Here is a 16769-nt window from a genome sequence, read left to right on the forward strand (position 1 = left end):
TACTGCACCCGGGAGGGTGTGGGAGAGTAGGTCACCGCCGGACACACATTGGTCGAGGCCCCAACCACCAGGTTGGGGCCTCCCACATTTAACCCCAACTCCCCATCTGGAAACCGAACGCGGCGTCCCAGGAAACCCGGCAGGAAGCGCAAAGCCTTCCTCCAAGGGCTGAAAATGGGCCCCGGAATCGGTGATTAACCTCAAAAAGTCGCGGAAACACGCGGAATTTGCGGACCGGAAGCGCCCAAGCTGGTAAGTTTTCGGACAGTGGCTTGTGCGCATGCCGCGTGCAGGCTCCAGAATCAGAATCGTCCAGGAGGACATAAATGGCTAAGAACCGTAGTGAACTTGTTGCAGAGGTAGCAGGCAAGGCCGGCACCAGCCAGGCTGCCGTCAACTCCGTCCTCGATGCACTGTTCGAGGTTTTCGAGACTTCTGTCGCCGCGGGCGAGAAGATCACCATCCCGGGCTGGCTCGCCGTCGAGCGCACTGACCGTGCAGCACGCACCGGTCGCAACCCGCAGACCGGCGAAACCATCCAGATCGCAGCAGGCCACAGCGTCAAGCTGACCGCCGGCTCCAAGCTGAAGGCTGCAGTCTCCAAGAAGTAAAGCTTGTCCCTCCCGGCATGCAGCCGGCTGGAACAAGGAGCGGCAACCCATCGGGTTGCCGCTCCTTTGCTTTAACGGCCCGGCTCCAACCGCTCCCCGGCTCCAACCGCTCCCCGGCTCCAACTGCTCACTGGCATACAACCCGGATTCGCGGCGCAGGCAGGCGTAGCGGACAATGGAATGGTGTCTTCCGCCGCAACTCCACGTTCCACCGCGCCCCAGTCCGATCCTGGCAAGGGAGCTGCGGTCCGGGACGCCGGAAGCCGGGGGATCCCCGTGCCCTGGCAGCTTGCAGGCCTGGCAGCACTCTTCCTGGCCCTTGCAGCAGCACTGATCTTCTCCGGCGCTGCAGCGGCGCGCAGCGTCGCCGACCCCGGCGCCCTGGTGCGGTGGGGCCTGCCCGTCAGCAAGGCAATCCATAACGTTTCCCTGGCGACCGTCATCGGAGGCCTGATCTTCGCCGTCGGCATCCTCCCCAAAAACCTGAACCCCCGGAACAGTGCCGTGCGGGGCCGGGACCGGGAAACTCCACCAGCCGGAGGTGCGCCCGAACATCCCGCCTTCACCCGCGTGCTCGCTGTGGCGGCCGTCGCGGGCGCCGTGTGGACCTTGTCCGCCATCGCAGTCCTGGTGCTCACCTATGCCGACGTAGCAGGGCAGGGGCTGTCCGGCGATCCCGCGTTCACCCAGGCCCTGGTGTACTTCATGACGGACATCGAAACGGGCCGGGCATGGCTTGCCGTCATCATCATTGCCGCCGTGGTGACCACCGCGCTGTTCGGCGTCAGGTCCCTGGGCGGCCTCGCCCTGACCCTCATCCTGGCCCTCATCGGCCTGGTCCCCACCGCCCTGATCGGACACTCGTCGAGCTCTTCGGACCACGAGGGCGCCATCAACTCACTCGGCCTGCACCTGGTGGGCGTGAGCACCTGGGTGGGCGGCATCATCATCCTGGCCCTGCTGTCCGGGATCCTCACGGGGTCCAAGGCCGGGGCAGCCACGGATATCACCGAACCCACGCTCCGGCGGTTCTCCACCCTGGCCGGCTTCGCGTTCGTGCTGGTCTTCGCCTCGGGCATCATCAACGCCAGCATCCGCGTCACCAGCTGGCATGATCTCTTCGGCTCGGCGTACGGCCAGCTGATCCTGGCCAAGACTGCCGCCGCGGTGGTCCTGGGCGGCATCGGCTTCATGCACCGGCAGTGGGTCATCCCGCGGCTAGGCCGCAAGGGCTCCACCCTGTCCTCGCGGCGGGTCCTCTGGCAGCTGGTGCTGGCTGAGCTGCTGGTCATGGGTGCCACCTCGGGCATCGCCGTGGCCCTGGGCCGCTCGGCGCCGCCGCAGCCAACGGAAGTGGCGGCCGATGCCTCGCCCGCCTTCATCCTCAGCGGCTACGAGCTGCCCCCGGAGCTGACGCCCGAACGCTGGTTGACCGAGTGGCGGCTGGACTGGCTCTGGGTGGGCGTGGCCCTCTTCGGCCTGGCCACCTACTTCCTGGGCGTGGCCAAGGTCCGCCGCCGGGGCGATTCCTGGCAGTGGTTCCGGTCCCTGAACTGGGTCGTCGGCCTGGTGGTCCTGACGTTCATCACGTCCGGGCCGCCGTCGGTCTATGGCCGCGTCCTGTTCTCCGCGCACATGGTGGACCATATGGCCCTGACCATGGTTGCCCCGATCTTCCTGGTGCTGGGCGCCCCCGTGACCCTGGCCCTGCGTGCGCTGCCCGCCCGCGGCGACGGCTCACGCGGGATGCGCGAATGGCTGCTGGTCTTCGTCCATTCGAAGTTCTCTCAGCTGGTCACCCACCCGCTGTTCGCCGCTGCCAACTTCGCCGGCTCGATCGTGCTGTTCTACTACTCGGACCTGTTTGGCTTCGCCATGCGCGAGCATGTGGGCCACGAGCTGATGAACCTGCACTTCCTGCTCACCGGGTACATCTTTGTGCTCAGCATGATCGGCACGGACCCGCTGCCGCGCCGTGCGCCGTACCCCATGCGGCTGCTCCTGCTGCTGGCCACCATGGGCTTCCATGCCTTCTTCGGGGTCTCCATCATGGGCGGCACCGGGCTGCTGGCCGCGGACTACTTCGGCAACCTTGGCCGCGCCTGGGGACCGTCGGCCCTCGTCGACCAGCAGACCGGCGGCGCGGTGGCCTGGGGCATCGGTGAGGTGCCAACGCTGCTGGTGGCGATCGGCGTCGCCATCATGTGGTCCAGGTCCGACCAGCGGGAGACCAAACGCGTGGACCGCGCGGCGGACAGGAATAACGACGCCGATCTGACCGCTTACAACGATATGTTTGCCAAATTGGCCGAACGCGACGCCAAGCTGGCTGAACGCAACAAGCTGGAAGGACGCTGATGAGCGAAACCGTACGCACGCATGCCCGGGTCCGGGCCTCCGAACTGGTAGGCCGCAACTGGCTGAACACCGGCGGCAAGACCCTGGACCTGGAGGCCCTGCGCGGCAAGATCGTGCTGCTGGACTTCTGGACCTTCTGCTGCATCAACTGCCTGCACGTCCTGGACGAGCTTCGGCCGCTGGAGGAGCAGTACTCCGATGTCCTGGTGACGGTGGGCGTCCACTCGCCCAAGTTCGAGCACGAGGCGGACCCGGTGGCGCTGGCCGCGGCCGTGGAGCGGTACGAGATCCACCACCCCGTCCTGGATGATCCAGAGCTGGACACCTGGAAGGCCTACACCGCCCGTGCCTGGCCCACCCTGGTGGTCATCGACCCCGAGGGCTACATCGTGGCGCACCTCTCCGGCGAGGGCCACGCGGACGGGCTCGCCGTGCTGATCCCCGAGCTCATCGCCGAACACGAAGCCAAGGGCACCCTGCACCGCGGCTCCGGCCCGTACGTGGCGCCCGAGGCAACCTCCGGCACCCTTCGCTTCCCCGGCAAGGCGCTGTTCCTGCCCGCCGGCCGCGGGTCTGCTTCAGGGGCAGCGCCCGACGGCGGCACGTCCGCAGGTGCCCCGACGTCCGGCACCTGGCTGGTCACCGACACCGGCCACCACCGGCTGGTGGAACTGGACACCGACTTCCACACGGTGCTGGCAACCTTTGGCTCGGGCACCAAGGGCTATGCCGACGGTCCCGCCGCCGGTGACACGGCCACCGTCCAGTTCAACGAACCCCAGGGCCTGGTCCTGCTGCCCGAAGATGTGGCAGCCAAGGTGGGCTACGACGTCGTAATTGCTGACTCCGTCAACCACCGCCTGCGCGGACTGTCGCTCACGGACGGCAAGGCGTCCACGCTGGCCGGCAACGGGATCCAACGCCTGCTGGAGACCGGCCCCGCCCGCGTGGACGAGGACGCCGCGGGGTTCACGGGCAAGCTGAGCGAGCACCCGCTCGAAGTCTCCCTGAGCTCTCCCTGGGACGTGGTGTGGTCACGGAAGCTGAACGCCGTGGTGGTCGCGATGGCCGGTACGCACCAGATCTTCAGCTTCGACCCTGTGGGCGGCGAAGTGGACATCATCGCGGGCAACGGGCTTGAGGGCCTGCTGGACGGCGCCGCGCACGAATCCTGGTTCGCCCAGCCCTCAGGCGTGGCCGAGGACGCCGACGGCAACATCTGGGTGGCTGATTCGGAGACCTCCGCACTGCGGAAGCTGGTGGTTGACGATTCCGGGAAGGTCACCGTGGAGTCTGCAGTAGGCAAGGGCCTGTTCGACTTCGGCTTCCGCGACGGCCCGGCCGCCGACGCACGCCTGCAGCACCCGCTGGGCGTGACCGTCCTGCCCGACGGCTCCGTGGCGATCGCGGACACCTACAACGGTGCCGTCCGCCGCTACGACCCCGCATCCGGCACCGTGTCCACCCTGGCACGAGGTTTGGCCGAGCCCTCCGACGTGATCGTGGACCACACCCACTCGGCCGGTTCCGAGCCCCTGCTGGTAGTGGTGGAGGCCAACAAGCACCAGATCGTCTACGTGCCCATTCCCAAGGAAGCACAGCAGGTGGATGAGGGCGCATCCCAGACCCACCGGCCCAAGAGCCCGGTGGCGCCCGGCGCGCTGGACCTGACCGTCCGCTTCACGGCGCCCACGGGCCAGAAGCTCGACGACCGCTGGGGCGACCCCACCCAGCTGAAGATCTCCTCCACGCCTCCCGGGCTGCTGGTCTCCGGCGGCGGAACCTCCGTGGGACTGCAGCGCACCCTGGAGCTGTCCCCGGACGTGCCCGAGGGCGTGCTGCACATTACCGCCCGCGCCGCGGCCTGCGACGGCCCCGAGACCGAGGACGGGGAGATCCCCGACCACGCCGCCTGCCACCTGTACCAGCAGGACTGGGGCATCCCCGTGGTCCTGCAGGCCGATGGTGACACGGAACTGGTCCTGGACCTGCGCGGAATGGACTGACCCTCTGCTGGTTTTGCTGAACTGGCCCGGTTTTCAGAGCGTCGTGCCCTGAAGACCGGGCCAGTCCTGTCTCTGCTCCCCGAAAACTGGGCCAGTCTGGACGCGCCGTTGTCCACATAGCCTCCGTTACTTCTGCCGCAGGCCAGGGCAGGCAGGCATTGTGGCCTCATGGACCCTACAGAGATCCTCAGGTCGGCCGGGGGAGTATTGCTGCGGCGTGACGTGCTGGCCGCAGGGGCTACGGAAACGGCGCTTCGGCGGGCGGTCCGGAGCGGCCAGGTGGTACGCCTGGAGCGGGGCGTCTTGGCCGTGGCGGGCGCTGATCCGGAGCTGATGGCTGCCGGCATGGCCCGCGGTCTCCTGACATGTGCCTCCGCGGCCCCGAAATACGGCCTATGGCAGCTGCGTTCCGCCGCGACGCCCCATTACTGGCACAGCAATGGGCGGAGTGCAGCCCGATGTGTCAGCCACAGGCTTCCCCTGACCCAGCAGCCGCAGCACAGGACGCTTGCAGCACTGCCCGACGTCCTGCTCCACGCGCTGCTGTGCCTGCCGGAACTCGAATCCGTGGTCATGGTGGAATGCGCCTATAACCGCGGAGACATTGAGCCCGGCCATCTCTTCCGCCTCTTGGATGGCAATCGATGCGGCAAGGCCCGGCAGGTTCTGTCCAAGGTTGAGCGTGGCGCGGACTCCCTCCTGGAAACCCTGGCCCGGGTGCTGTTCAGGGATGCCGGGATAGCCACGGAGACGCAAGTGTGGATCGAGGGAATAGGACGTGTGGACTTCCTCCTGGAGGGATTCCTCATCGTCGAGATCGATGGAATCGCCTTCCACATGGAGCCACGGCAATACAAGAAGGACCGCCGCAGGGATAACGCCGCAATACGTCGGGGCCTGCCCGTGCTCAGATTCTTCTACGATGATGTGGTTTACGCGCCGGAGTCCGTCTTGGCGCAGGTGCGGGAGGTGCTGGCGCGGGGTTCGCTGCGGTGGCCGCAGCCGAACCAGCCCAGTTTTCGACAGGACTGGGTCTAAAACTCCAGGCAGCACGTCAACTATGGGACCAAAACTGGGCCACTTTGGATGCAGGGCCTAGAAGCTCAGCATCGGGGTGACCTTGACGGTGCCGCCGGAGACGTCCAGGCGGGTGGTGAAGCTGAAGTCCACCTCTGCGTCCAGCGGGTACCAGGCCCCGGTGAACGAGTTCTGCTGGAGCGCCTCCACCTTGGCCTTGCCGTCCAGGGGTGCCACCACCCAGCGGCCGTCGAACGGCTCCACTGATACACCCGGGTACTTGGTCACGGTCCACCGGATGGTGCCGTCCTGGACCCTGTTGTTGCTGGTGTAGTAGAAGGGGCAGTCCGGCTGGAGCTTCTGTTCCTTGACGGCCTCCGCCGCGCAGCCGTCCAGGAACTCCCGGATCTTGGCTGCAACGTCGTTCTTCAGCTTGTCCGTGGCCTGGGTCAGCAGGTTGAGGGGCGCCACCGGGGCGTCCTTGGAGGTGACGGTGGCCCTGGTGGCGGGTGCCGAGAAGTACTGTCCGTCCAGGGACGCCTCGTATTCGCCCGGGTAGAACACGGCAAAGGAGTTGCGGCCGTTGGGCATATTGACCGGGACGCCGTTGACGTCAGCCTCGTTGCCGTTGACCACGGTGATATCAACGGTGGGCAGCCGGGACGGGACAAACGCCCAGGTGTTGAAGAACAGCCATTCGGTGCCGGTCTTCTGCAGGAGGAAGTCGGTGTGCAGCCGGCTGCCGTCGATGGTGTACTCCAGGGGCACCGTGACCTGGTTGTTCGGACGTTCCTCAGGGTCGCCGATCTTGATGTTCGCTACACGGGACGCCGCCGTCTGCAGCCCGGGGCCATCCAGCATTGCAGCGTTGCTGGGCGGGACCGCGGCCCGCAGGAGGCCGAGTGCACGTCCGCCGTCTCCGCTCCTCAAAGCATCCAGGTATTCCCGTACCGGCTGCTGCGGGCTGGCCACGGTGTTGTTCACAACGTTGATGGCCACGATGGCTCCGGCGATGGCAAGCATGAGGCCCAGCAGCCATCCGGCCGCGATCCTCACCAACGCTTGACTCATCTGCACGTTCCTTACAGTAACGGCAGTGCGGACGCACACTAAAGTTGGTGTCCCCCTATCTTGCCGGGCAACACCCGGTTAATGCCCGACGGCGGGTGGCCGGGCCGGCATTGACACGAGCCTTGGCGGTTCCCGGGACACCCGTTGCAGGGTGGGAGCGGCAGGGTCAGCGGCGGCGGCGCCGGGACGATGTGCCGAACACGCCGCGGAGCAGTTCGCGCCCCAATTGGGTGCCCATGGACCGTGCCATGCTCTTGAGTCCGCCGCCCAGGGCGCCGCCGAGCACTCCGCCGAGGTCGCCCATCATGCCGCCCGGTTGCGGCTCGGGCTCCCGCGACTGCGGCTGCCGGGACCGCGGTGCCCGGGGGGCCTTGGCCCGGGGCTTGGACGCGCGTGGTTCAGACTCATGCGCCTCCCCGTCCTCCGCGCCGCCGTACTGGGGTTCAGGATCCTGCGTGGGAACCGGGGCCTGCGGCGGCCTGCTGCTGGGCCGGCCCAGGATTTCCTCCTCGATCCGGCGGGCTTCGGCGTCCACGTCGTAGCCGGCGGGCGCCGCAGGTTCCCCGGCCGGGGTGTCGGCCGTCGGACCCGTGGGCGCGGCCGCCTTGCCGGTGAGCTTTTCGTAGGCGGAGGGGTTGTCCACCGCTGTTCCGTACTTGCCCAGCAGCGCGGAACCGGCCACCGTGCTGCGCACCAGGGTCTCCTCGCTGGGGCCCATCAAGGACTCGGGTGCCCGGAGCCGGGTGAGGGCCACCGGCGTGGGCGCGCCCTTTTCGTTCATGACGGTAATGACGGCCTCGCCGATACCCGCTGAGGTGAGGGTCTCTTCGAGGTCGTAGTCGCTGACCGGGAACGTGGACACCGTGGCTTTGAGCGCCTTGGCGTCCTCGGGGGTGAACGCGCGGAGGGCGTGCTGCACCCGGTTGGCCAGCTGGCCCAGGACGTCGGCGGGGACGTCCTTGGGTGTCTGGGTGACGAAGAAGATGCCCACCCCCTTGGACCGGATGAGCCGGACGGTTGTGGTGATGGCGTCCAGGAAGGCCTTGCTGGCCCCGTTGAACAGCAGGTGGGCCTCGTCCAGGAAGAACACGAGTTTGGGCTTGTCCAGGTCGCCGGCCTCCGGAAGGTCCTCGAACAGGTCCGCCAGCAGCCACATCAGGAAGGTGGAGAACAGCATGGGCTTGGTCTGCAGGGTGGGCAGCTCCAGGCAGGTGACCACGCCGCGGCCGTCGGGGGCGGTGCGCAGCAGCTCGGCGGTATCGAACTCCGGCTCACCGAAGAACTTTTCCAGCCCCTGGGCCTCGAGGCCCACCAGTTCGCGGAGGATCACCCCGGCGGTCGCCTTGGACAGCCCGCCCAGTTCCTCCAGCTGGTCCTTGCCCTCGTCCGAGGTGAGGAACTGGATGACGGCGCGGAGGTCCTTGAGGTCGATCAGCTCCAGGCCGTTCTTGTCCGCAAAATAGAACACCAGCTGCAGGCTCGATTCCTGCGTGTCGTTCAGTTCCATGATGCGCGAGAGCAGGATGGGCCCGAACGAGGACACGGTGGCGCGCACAGGAACCCCGTTGCCGTCCCCGCCCAGCGCCAGGAACTCCACCGGAAACGCCTTGCCCTGCCACGGCTGGCCGATGCTTTGCGTGCGTGCGGTGAGTTTGTCGCTGCCGGCGGCGGCAGTCGCCAGGCCGGAAAGGTCGCCCTTGATGTCGGCCAGGAAGACGGGGACGCCGGCTGTGGACAGCTGTTCGGCCATCATGTGCAGGGTGACGGTCTTGCCCGTTCCGGTGGCGCCGGCCACCAGCCCGTGCCTGTTCATCATGGCCAGCGGCAGCCGCACCGGCGCGTCCTTGTGGAGCTCGCCGTCGATGATGGCGGCCCCCAGCTCGATGGTGGCGCCTTCGAGCGTGTAGCCCTTCTGGATGGTGGCAAGCTTCTCTGCTGTGGTTTTGGAGGCCATGGCGCCAGCATAACCGCGGCGGCCCCGGATGGGGCGGTGGCCGGGCGGTCAGTCCGGCCGGGAATTCCGCGGAACCGGGGCGAGCTCCTTGGTAAACGCCAGCGGTCCGATGGTTTCCGGATCGGCGTCGAGGTCGAACTGTGCCTGGTAGCCGCTGGTGAGGTAAAGGTGCTTGGCTTCGGGCTGCCGCGGGCCGGTGGTGAGGTACAGCCGGGTGTAGCCGCGGGCGGCTGCCAGGGCTTCCAGCTCGGCCAGCACCAGCCTGCCCAGACCACGACGGCGGTGGGCCGAGTGCGTCCAGATCCGCTTCAGTTCCGCGGTGGTTTCGTCGTACCGGCGGAACGCGCCGCCGGCGATCGACTCGCCGTCCTCCTGGATGACCAGGAGGGCTCCGTGCGGTCCCTCGAATTCCGCGGCGGGGTAGCGGTTCAGTTCCTCTGCGGCAGCCGTGCGGCCGAACAGGTCCCCGTAGCGGGTGTCGTATTCGACGGCGAGCTCGTCCAGGAGCGGCCGGACGCGCGGATCGTGCATGGGCAGGCTGAGGACCACCAGGCTGGCGGGATCAAGCGGCCTGGGACGAAGGTGTGGTTCTGCGGTCACTGGTTATTCCTTGTCACTGGTCGTTATTGTTGCCGGTCAGTTCTGTCCGGCGGCGGCTGGTTCTGGAGTCATGGCGGCCGGGGCAGACACATCCCCGGCAGCCACGCCGCGGGCAGTGCGGAGGATGGTCCGGGCCAGGGCATCGTTCTCGCGGAACGGCGCGGCGTTCGTGTTGGGCCGGGCAAAGGCGCCCGCGCCCCAGCCCGATGTTCCCGGGCCGACGCCGAAAAGGGTGGTGTGCGGCTTGCCGCCGGCCCCCACCAGCTGGTGCTGCGGGGACACCAGGAGTTTCCCGGTGGAGTGGATGCCGTCGGAGGTCAGCAGCTGCTGCTCGCTGCCCAGGCCGCTCCCGTGCAGGGAGGCGAGCACGGGGTTCAGCGAGCGGGCCACGGACGTGGCCGGCAGCCGCGCCTCGATCAGGGCCTTCGCCGTGACGGTCACCCCGGACTGGGCGGACGAAGCAACAAAAAGCCCGGTGGCCTCATCGGCGGAGACCTGGAGGCCGGGACCCAGGAACTGCAGCAGGCCGGCCCGGTGCAGCGCCAGGACCTGGCGGAGCCGGTGCGGCGGCGGACCGGAGTCCACGAAGCTGAAGAAGCCGTGCCACCAGCCGTGGATGACCTGCTGCGAGCGTGCGTTCAGCCGCTCGGGCGGGACTACGCGCCCCACCTCCATATAGACGTGCAGCAGGGCCAGGAACAGGGCAAGGGTTTCGGGGTGGTCAGGGCTGTCCCGCAGTGCCAGGTCCTGCTCGATGTATCCGGCCACCGCGTCCTGGACTTCCGCGTGATCGCTGAAGCGGCGGCCGTCGAAGGGGCGGTCCAGCCGCTCCAGGTCCAGGTGCAGGCCGGCGTCAGGGACCGCTGCGGCCACCAGGTCTTTCCGCCCGGGGCTGTACCAGTCCAGTCCCGCATAGGCGGCGGCGAACCCGTCCCAGCCCATGGCGGCGCGTTCAGGGCTTCCGGTCAGAAGCTCGCGGTAATAGTAGTAGCCGGCTTCCTTGGCGATCAGGGGCCAGAGATGCCGGTGGAAGTCCAGCTCGCCATGCTGCTGCAGCAGCGCATCCACGGCGGCGGCCGTAAAGAACCGCAACGGCCCGGGAGCCTGCCCCCGGAGGGCAGCGGAAATCTTCGAGTGGTACGGCACTCCACGCCGGGAGCCGGCCCACAGCACCGGTTCCCGTCCGGACGGAAGGTAGCGCAGCCCGCCGTCGGACGTTTCCTGGAACCTGCCGCCGCGCCCTTCCATCAGGAGGACCAGCAGGTCCACGAACGCCAGGCCCATCCCGGCGACGATGACGTCCTGTCCGGGGGCAATGGGGGAGTAGTCGACGTCGGTGGTGTAGCTGGGTGCCGCGTGGTAGCCGCCGTGCCGGGCGGCGAAGTCCGTGAAGCCGGCGGACACGGCGTCCGGGAGGGAATCGGTGTGGCCCAGGGCGGTCACCACGATGTCCGCGTGCAGGGTCCGCCCGTTGGCCAGCCCAACCTGGTGGCCGCCGCCTTTCAGTTCCGTAATGCCCACTGCGGTGGTCCGGTGGACCGTGACGCTGCGGCCCAGGGACCTGGCGGCGCGGCGGAAGAACCACTCCAGGTACCGGCTCTGCAGCTGGCGGGTGGGAAAGGTGGTGCCGGTCAGGGACCGCAGCTGGTCCCACAGGTGCTGCGGGAAGTCCGGCACATCGGTGATGGAGGCGTCCAGGACACCGGCGGCCCATTCGGCCAGCCCCGGACCCGGCGCGGCGGGGCCCTGGCAGTCCACCGACTGGTCCGTGAACATGGTGATGTCCGCGGCCATGGAGTTGAGGAGGAGCCCGGGGTCCTGGTCGTACCGCCAGATGCGGCCCGAGCCCGGGATGTGCGGCTCCACCACGTGGATCTGCAGCGGCCCGGCGAAGACGTCCGGCCGGTTGGCGGCGATCCGTTCCAGCACACCCGCCGTGCGCGGCCCGCCGCCGATGAAGACGATGGCCGGGATGGTGGCTGGCATGGGCTCTCCTGACGGCGAGTGGGTGCGGGGACGGCGCGGAAGTGGCCGTCGGAGTGCCCATGCTAGGCAGCCGTGACGACGGCGGTCGAGCACCTGGTCACGGCCGTTAACTCCGCGTCACGGCGCGTTAAGGGACGCAAAAAACCGACTCATGACGCCGTGCGAAGCCCCGTGAAGTATTGCAACCATGCGCCTTGCTGGCCCGTTCCGGCCGGTCCTAGATTTGCAGCCAGCACCCCGGGGCGAGCCGCCCCGACGCCGGGCGGTCCGGCTCCAGTCCAGGAATGAGAAGTGAGGTGGCCCCGTGAGTTCAGCAACCAGGGTGGCGCAGTCAAAGCAGCCGCAACCGGCACAGCCGCAGCCGGCACAGCCCGCGGCAGCGTCACCGGCGGTGCCACCGGCAGCGCGACCGGGCAGGGCCGGCGTCCCGGAACGGGTCCCCGCGGACTATTCGTCGTACCGCGTGGTGGCCGCCAAGCATCCGTGGCGCTGGGTGGGGACTGCCGTCGTCGCCCTGGGTGTCCTGGCCGTGGCCTGGTCGCTGGCCACCAACCCGCGCTGGGAGTGGGGCGTGGTGGCGCAGTGGTTCACGGCCCAGTCCGTGGTCTACGGCCTGGTGGAAACGCTGAAGCTGACCGCCATCTCCGGTGTCCTCGGATTTGTGCTCGGCTTCATCCTGGCGCTGATGCGGCTCTCTGCATCGCCGCTGCTGGTGTCCGTGTCCTGGACGTTCTCCTGGATCTTCCGGTCCACGCCGCTGCTGGTGCAGATGCTCCTTTGGTACAACCTGGGCTACTTGTACGAGAAAATCAGCCTGGGGATCCCGTTCACGGACGTCCGGTTCTTCGAGGTCCAGACCACCACACTGATCAGCCAGTTTGCGGCAGCAGTGCTGGGCCTGACCCTGAACCAGGCCGCCTACTCGGCTGAGATCATCCGCGGCGGCATCCTGTCAGTGGACCAGGGACAGCTGGAGGCCGCGGCCGCCCTGGGCATCCCGGCCTGGCGCCGCTCCACGCGGATCGTGCTGCCGCAGGCCATGCGCGCCATCCTGCCCACCGCGTTCAACGAGATCATCGGCCTGGTCAAGGGCACCTCGATCGTCTACGTGCTGGCCTACTCGGAGCTGTTCTACACCGTCCAGGTCATCTACAACCGCACCCAGCAGGTCCTGCCGCTGCTGCTGGTGGCCACGCTCTGGTACATCGTGATCACCTCCGTGCTGAGCGTGTTCCAGTACTACATCGAACGGCACTACTCCAGGGGCGCGGTGCGGAGCCTGCCGCTGACGCCCCTGCAGAAGGCCCGTAAATTCTTCGCCACCCACGCGGCAGTGCCCGCCCGAAGGAACCCCTGATGACTGAGACCCTTACCGCCCCCACAGCCACCCGCGGCCTGGTGGAAATCACCGGTGTCCGCAAATCCTTCGGCGCCACGGAAGTCCTCAAAGGCGTCAGCCTCACCGTGGAACCGGGCGGGGTGGCCGTGATCGTGGGCCCCTCCGGCTCCGGGAAATCCACCCTGCTGCGCACCATCAACCACCTGGAAAAGGTGGACGGCGGCCACATCACCATCGATGGACAGCTGGTGGGCTACAAACTCCGCGGCGACCGCCTGCACGAACTGCGGGAAAAGGAGATCCTGAAACAGCGCACCGACATCGGCATGGTGTTCCAGAACTTCAACCTGTTCCCGCACCTCACCGCCCTGGAGAACGTGGCGGAAGCACCCGTCGTGGCGCAGGGGCGGTCCAGGGAGGAGGCCCGCCGCCGCGGCCTGGAACTGCTGGACCGGGTGGGGCTCGAGGACCGGGCCGACGCCTATCCCCGCCAGCTTTCCGGCGGCCAGCAGCAGCGCGTGGCCATCGCCCGGGCCCTGGCCCTGGACCCCAAGATCCTGCTGTTCGACGAGCCCACCTCCGCCCTGGACCCGGAACTGGTCAACGAAGTGCTGGACGTGATCCGCGAACTGGCCACGTCCGGCACCACGCTGATCATCGTCACGCACGAGATGGGCTTTGCCCGCGACGTGGCGGACACCGTGGTGTTCATGGACCAGGGCCAGATCGTGGAACAGGGCACCCCCAAGGAAATTTTCAGCAACCCCCAGGAACCGCGCACCCGGAGCTTCTTCTCCAAGGTGCTGGAACCGGCCTTCAACATCTAAGGACCACCCCCATGGCTTTCCCCACCCGCGGCCTCCGCCGCAGCCGCGCCCTCGCGGCGCGTCCCGCCGTCGTACTCCTCGGCACCGCACTCCTTGGCACCGCCGCGCTCGCCGGCTGCGCCGACCCCGGCGCCTCCGCCGCCGGCAACGCCAGCGGTGGAGCGCAGACGACGGCGGCACGCAACGGCGTGGTCTACAACACCTCACCGGACCAGCAGCGGATCCGGGGCGAGAAGGACGCGGCGCTCGCCGCCAAGGTCCCCGGGCTGATCGGCAGGGACGGCAAGCTGACGGTGGCCACCACCGCCGGGTCCATCCCGCTGTCCTTCCACGCCACCGACGACAAGACGCCGATCGGCTCCGAACTGGACATCGCCCAGCTGGTGGCGGACAAGCTGGGCCTGGAGCTGGACGTGCAGGTGACGTCCTGGGAGAACTGGCCGCTGAAGACCCAGTCCGGCGACTTTGAGGCTGTGTTCTCCAACGTGGGCGTGAACAAGGACCGGGTGAAGCTGTTCGACTTCGCCAGCTACCGGGCCGCGTACATGGGTTTCGAGGCCAAAAAGTCCGCCACCTATGACATCAAGGGCGCGGACGACATCTCCGGCCTGAAGATCTCCGTGGGGTCCGGCACCAACCAGGAAAAGATCCTGCTGGCGTGGAACAAGGAGCTCGAGGGCAAGGGCAAAGCGCCGGCCACGCTGCAGTACTACTCCTCCGACGCGGACACCATCCTGGCGCTGTCCTCCGGCCGGACGGACCTGAACATCGCCCCCTACCCGTCCACCGTGTACCGCGAGAACACCCGGGACGACCTGAAGGTGGTGGGCAAGGTCAACGCCGGCTGGCCCTCCGAGACCCTGGTGGCCGCCACCACCCTGCGCGGCAACGGGCTGGCGCCGGTCATTTCCGAGGCCCTCAATTCCGTCATCAAGGACGGCTCCTACGGCAAGGTGCTGGAGCGCTGGGGCCTGTCCGAGGAAGCGCTGCCGGAATCCAAGACCATCACCGAAGAGAACTTCGCGGCCACGCAGGCATCGGCCGGCGCGGCCCCGTCAGGGAAGGCATCATGACCGCACAATCCACCGGATCAGCCCTCGAATCCTTCGACGCCGACTGGCAGGAATGGCACGCCGCCCACGAACAGCACCGCGCCCACCCGCACGGCTTCCTGGCGGTGACCCACCTGCACTGGCTGGGCAGCGAACCCGCCCGGCTGGAAGGCGTCCCGGGCACCTGGAGCGTGGCGGCCGACGTCGTCCGCATCCTTTTGGAGCCGGGTGACAGCCTGCAGCAGGACGGCACGGAGCTGAACACTGCGTCCGGGGCCACCGTTGAGCTTGGCCCCATCGAGGAGCGCGGCGGCATCAACCTGGTGTCCGGCGAGACCGTCATTGAGCTGGCCAAGCGCGGCGGCGAATACATCGTCCGGCCCCGTCATCCGGAAAACCCGCTGTTGCAGGCCTACCAGGGCACGCCCGCCTACTCGCCCGATGCCGCGTATGCCGTGCGCGGAACCTATGTGCCGTTCGAGGCGCCGAGGCCCACCACGGTGGGCGCCGCCGTCGAGGGCATCCAGCATGTGTATGAGGCGCCGGGCGAGATCCGCTTCAAGCTGGCCGGCCGGGAGCTGGCGCTGACCGCATTCAACGGCCACGCCCCCGGCGCCCTGTCCGTGCTGTTCACAGACCAGACCTCCGGCAAGACCACTTATGCCGCCAACCGCTCGCTGTCCGTGGTGCCGGCCGCAGACGGGTCCGTGCTGCTGGACTTCAACCGGGCCGTGAACCTGCCGTGCGCGTACACGGACCTGGCCACCTGCCCGCTGCCGCCGGCGGAAAACCGGCTGCCGGTGGCCATCGAGGCCGGCGAAAAGATTCCCTACGAACGTCAGGACCAGCAGTGAGCATCTCTTCAACCCGCCAGGGAGGGTTCCTTGCCCTTGAGCTCGACGGCGCCGGCTGGGACGGCGCGCACCTCACCCGGGCCGTGCTGGCAGCAGAGTCCGCGGGCTTCCATGCAGCAACCTTCACCGACGCACCCGCTCCGGGCCGCGCCAACGCGCTGCAGCGGGCGGCCTTCGCCGGGCCCGCCACCCGGACCATCGCCCTGGTACCCGAGGTGGACACCGTCTACACCGAGCCGTTCCACATCTCCACCCAGCTGGCCAGCCTGGACTACGTGTCCGGCGGCCGGGCCGGGTGGATCGTGACGGCAGCCGAATCGCCGGAGGCTGCTGCCGCCGTCGGACGCCCGTCCGTGACCGGCGCTGCACTGGGTCAGGAGGCCGCGGCGTCCATCGAGGTGTCCCGGCGGCTGTGGGATTCGTGGGAGGACGACGCCGTGATCCGCGACGTGGCCACCGGCCGGTACATCGACGTGGACAAGCTGCACTATGTCGATTTTGATACGGCGGTCGATTTCGAGACTCTTGCCGATTTTGCCGGCGCCGGCTATTCCGTGCAGGGACCGTCCATCATTCCGCGGCCGCTGCAGGGGCAGCTGCCCGTGCTGGCGCCCCCGTCCCTGCTGGGGGAGGTTCCCGCGGACGCCGTGGATGCCGTGCTGGTGTCCGCACCTGCCGCCGAACTGCTGGCGGCAGAGGTCCGCGATGTGCGGTCCCGGGTGGCTGCCGGCGTTGCAGTGGTCGCCGAGCTCGACGTCGTCCTGGACTCCCGCGGGCAGGCCGCGGCGGGGCGGGTGGCTGGCTTTGGCTCCGGCCGTGCTAACTACGCCGGTTCCGCCGCCGGTCTCACGGACTTCCTCACGGAACTCCTGGAGGAGGCCGACGGCGTGCGCCTGCACCCGGCGTCGCTCTTTGTCGACCTGGAGGAACTGGGCCGCCTGGTCCTGCCGGAACTGCGCCGCCGCGGAGTCCTCCGCCCGGTGGTGCAGGACGGCACCTTCCGCGACCTGCTGGGGCTTTCACGCCCGGTGAGCCGCTACGCCACCGCCGCATCCAACGCCGCTGCGCCCGCCGGCGCGGGAAAGTAAGGGGAA

Annotated in this window: 13 protein-coding genes; 9 read left to right on the forward strand and 4 right to left on the reverse strand. The window is 68.3% G+C overall.

Annotated elements, in window-relative coordinates:
• Positions 1-326: 326 nt before the first annotated feature.
• The 4 genes from FB478_RS07130 (at position 327) to FB478_RS07145 (ending at position 6013) form a co-directional block, all read left to right on the forward strand.
• The gene (locus FB478_RS07130) at positions 327-611 is read left to right on the forward strand and encodes an HU family DNA-binding protein (RefSeq protein ID WP_011693739.1); all 285 of its coding nucleotides are present in this window, start codon (positions 327-329) and stop codon (positions 609-611) included.
• A gap of 180 nt (positions 612-791) precedes the next feature.
• Positions 792-2969 carry a cytochrome c oxidase assembly protein gene (locus FB478_RS07135; protein WP_144600063.1) on the forward strand — a complete coding sequence of 726 codons (2178 nt, stop codon included), beginning with the start codon at positions 792-794 and terminating at the stop codon, positions 2967-2969.
• Entirely contained in the window at positions 2969-4975 is a 2007-nt protein-coding gene (locus FB478_RS07140; RefSeq protein WP_056392044.1) for an NHL domain-containing thioredoxin family protein, read from the forward strand. The genes FB478_RS07135 and FB478_RS07140 overlap by 1 nt, the downstream gene beginning before the upstream one ends.
• Before the next feature lie 168 nt (positions 4976-5143).
• Complete coding sequence (locus FB478_RS07145) at positions 5144-6013, forward strand: type IV toxin-antitoxin system AbiEi family antitoxin domain-containing protein (protein ID WP_144600064.1); 870 nt, start codon at positions 5144-5146, stop codon at positions 6011-6013.
• Between the two features lie 57 nt (positions 6014-6070).
• On the opposite strand, the gene FB478_RS07150 is transcribed toward FB478_RS07145, so the two are convergent.
• From FB478_RS07150 to FB478_RS07165, 4 genes are all read right to left on the reverse strand, one after another.
• Positions 6071-7063 (reverse strand): hypothetical protein, encoded by a 993-nt coding sequence (locus FB478_RS07150; RefSeq protein ID WP_186447755.1) that lies wholly within the window; start codon positions 7061-7063, stop codon positions 6071-6073.
• A gap of 166 nt (positions 7064-7229) precedes the next feature.
• The gene (locus FB478_RS07155) at positions 7230-9017 is read right to left on the reverse strand and encodes a helicase HerA-like domain-containing protein (RefSeq protein WP_144600065.1); all 1788 of its coding nucleotides are present in this window, start codon (positions 9015-9017) and stop codon (positions 7230-7232) included.
• A gap of 48 nt (positions 9018-9065) precedes the next feature.
• The gene (locus FB478_RS07160) at positions 9066-9617 is read right to left on the reverse strand and encodes a GNAT family N-acetyltransferase (RefSeq protein ID WP_142070287.1); all 552 of its coding nucleotides are present in this window, start codon (positions 9615-9617) and stop codon (positions 9066-9068) included.
• A 36-nt stretch (positions 9618-9653) separates the two neighbouring features.
• Entirely contained in the window at positions 9654-11603 is a 1950-nt protein-coding gene (locus FB478_RS07165) for an FAD/NAD(P)-binding domain-containing protein (RefSeq protein ID WP_144600066.1), read from the reverse strand.
• A gap of 322 nt (positions 11604-11925) precedes the next feature.
• Between FB478_RS07165 and FB478_RS07170 the strand changes: the two genes are divergently transcribed.
• The 5 genes from FB478_RS07170 to FB478_RS07190 are packed head-to-tail and all read left to right on the forward strand — an operon-like array spanning position 11926 to position 16763.
• Positions 11926-12960 (forward strand): amino acid ABC transporter permease, encoded by a 1035-nt coding sequence (locus tag FB478_RS07170; protein ID WP_395858345.1) that lies wholly within the window; start codon positions 11926-11928, stop codon positions 12958-12960.
• Positions 12960-13769, forward strand: a complete 810-nt coding sequence (locus tag FB478_RS07175; RefSeq protein WP_144600067.1) for an amino acid ABC transporter ATP-binding protein — start codon at positions 12960-12962, stop codon at positions 13767-13769. The genes FB478_RS07170 and FB478_RS07175 overlap by 1 nt, the downstream gene beginning before the upstream one ends.
• A gap of 11 nt (positions 13770-13780) precedes the next feature.
• Entirely contained in the window at positions 13781-14842 is a 1062-nt protein-coding gene (locus tag FB478_RS07180; RefSeq protein WP_144600068.1) for a transporter substrate-binding domain-containing protein, read from the forward strand.
• The gene (locus tag FB478_RS07185) at positions 14839-15675 is read left to right on the forward strand and encodes a DUF1684 domain-containing protein (RefSeq protein WP_018772068.1); all 837 of its coding nucleotides are present in this window, start codon (positions 14839-14841) and stop codon (positions 15673-15675) included. The genes FB478_RS07180 and FB478_RS07185 overlap by 4 nt, the downstream gene beginning before the upstream one ends.
• Positions 15672-16763 carry an LLM class flavin-dependent oxidoreductase gene (locus FB478_RS07190; RefSeq protein WP_144600069.1) on the forward strand — a complete coding sequence of 364 codons (1092 nt, stop codon included), beginning with the start codon at positions 15672-15674 and terminating at the stop codon, positions 16761-16763. Before FB478_RS07185 ends, FB478_RS07190 begins: the two co-directional genes overlap by 4 nt.
• Positions 16764-16769: the final 6 nt, after the last annotated feature.

It is taken from the genome of Arthrobacter sp. AG367 (genome assembly GCF_007828995.1).
GTDB lineage: Bacteria > Actinomycetota > Actinomycetes > Actinomycetales > Micrococcaceae > Arthrobacter.

What these genes read in the sequence shown, in the direction of transcription:
- FB478_RS07180 (WP_144600068.1), top strand. Translation starts at nt 13,781, where the DNA reads ATGGCTTTCCCCACCCGCGGCCTCCGCCGCAGCCGCGCCCTCGCGGCG.
- FB478_RS07130 (WP_011693739.1), top strand. Translation starts at nt 327, where the DNA reads ATGGCTAAGAACCGTAGTGAACTTGTTGCAGAGGTAGCAGGCAAGGCC.
- FB478_RS07165 (WP_144600066.1), bottom strand. Translation starts at nt 11,603, where the DNA reads ATGCCAGCCACCATCCCGGCCATCGTCTTCATCGGCGGCGGGCCGCGC.
- FB478_RS07140 (WP_056392044.1), top strand. Translation starts at nt 2,969, where the DNA reads ATGAGCGAAACCGTACGCACGCATGCCCGGGTCCGGGCCTCCGAACTG.
- FB478_RS07150 (WP_186447755.1), bottom strand. Translation starts at nt 7,063, where the DNA reads ATGAGTCAAGCGTTGGTGAGGATCGCGGCCGGATGGCTGCTGGGCCTC.
- FB478_RS07155 (WP_144600065.1), bottom strand. Translation starts at nt 9,017, where the DNA reads ATGGCCTCCAAAACCACAGCAGAGAAGCTTGCCACCATCCAGAAGGGC.
- FB478_RS07175 (WP_144600067.1), top strand. Translation starts at nt 12,960, where the DNA reads ATGACTGAGACCCTTACCGCCCCCACAGCCACCCGCGGCCTGGTGGAA.
- FB478_RS07185 (WP_018772068.1), top strand. Translation starts at nt 14,839, where the DNA reads ATGACCGCACAATCCACCGGATCAGCCCTCGAATCCTTCGACGCCGAC.
- FB478_RS07135 (WP_144600063.1), top strand. Translation starts at nt 792, where the DNA reads ATGGTGTCTTCCGCCGCAACTCCACGTTCCACCGCGCCCCAGTCCGAT.
- FB478_RS07145 (WP_144600064.1), top strand. Translation starts at nt 5,144, where the DNA reads ATGGACCCTACAGAGATCCTCAGGTCGGCCGGGGGAGTATTGCTGCGG.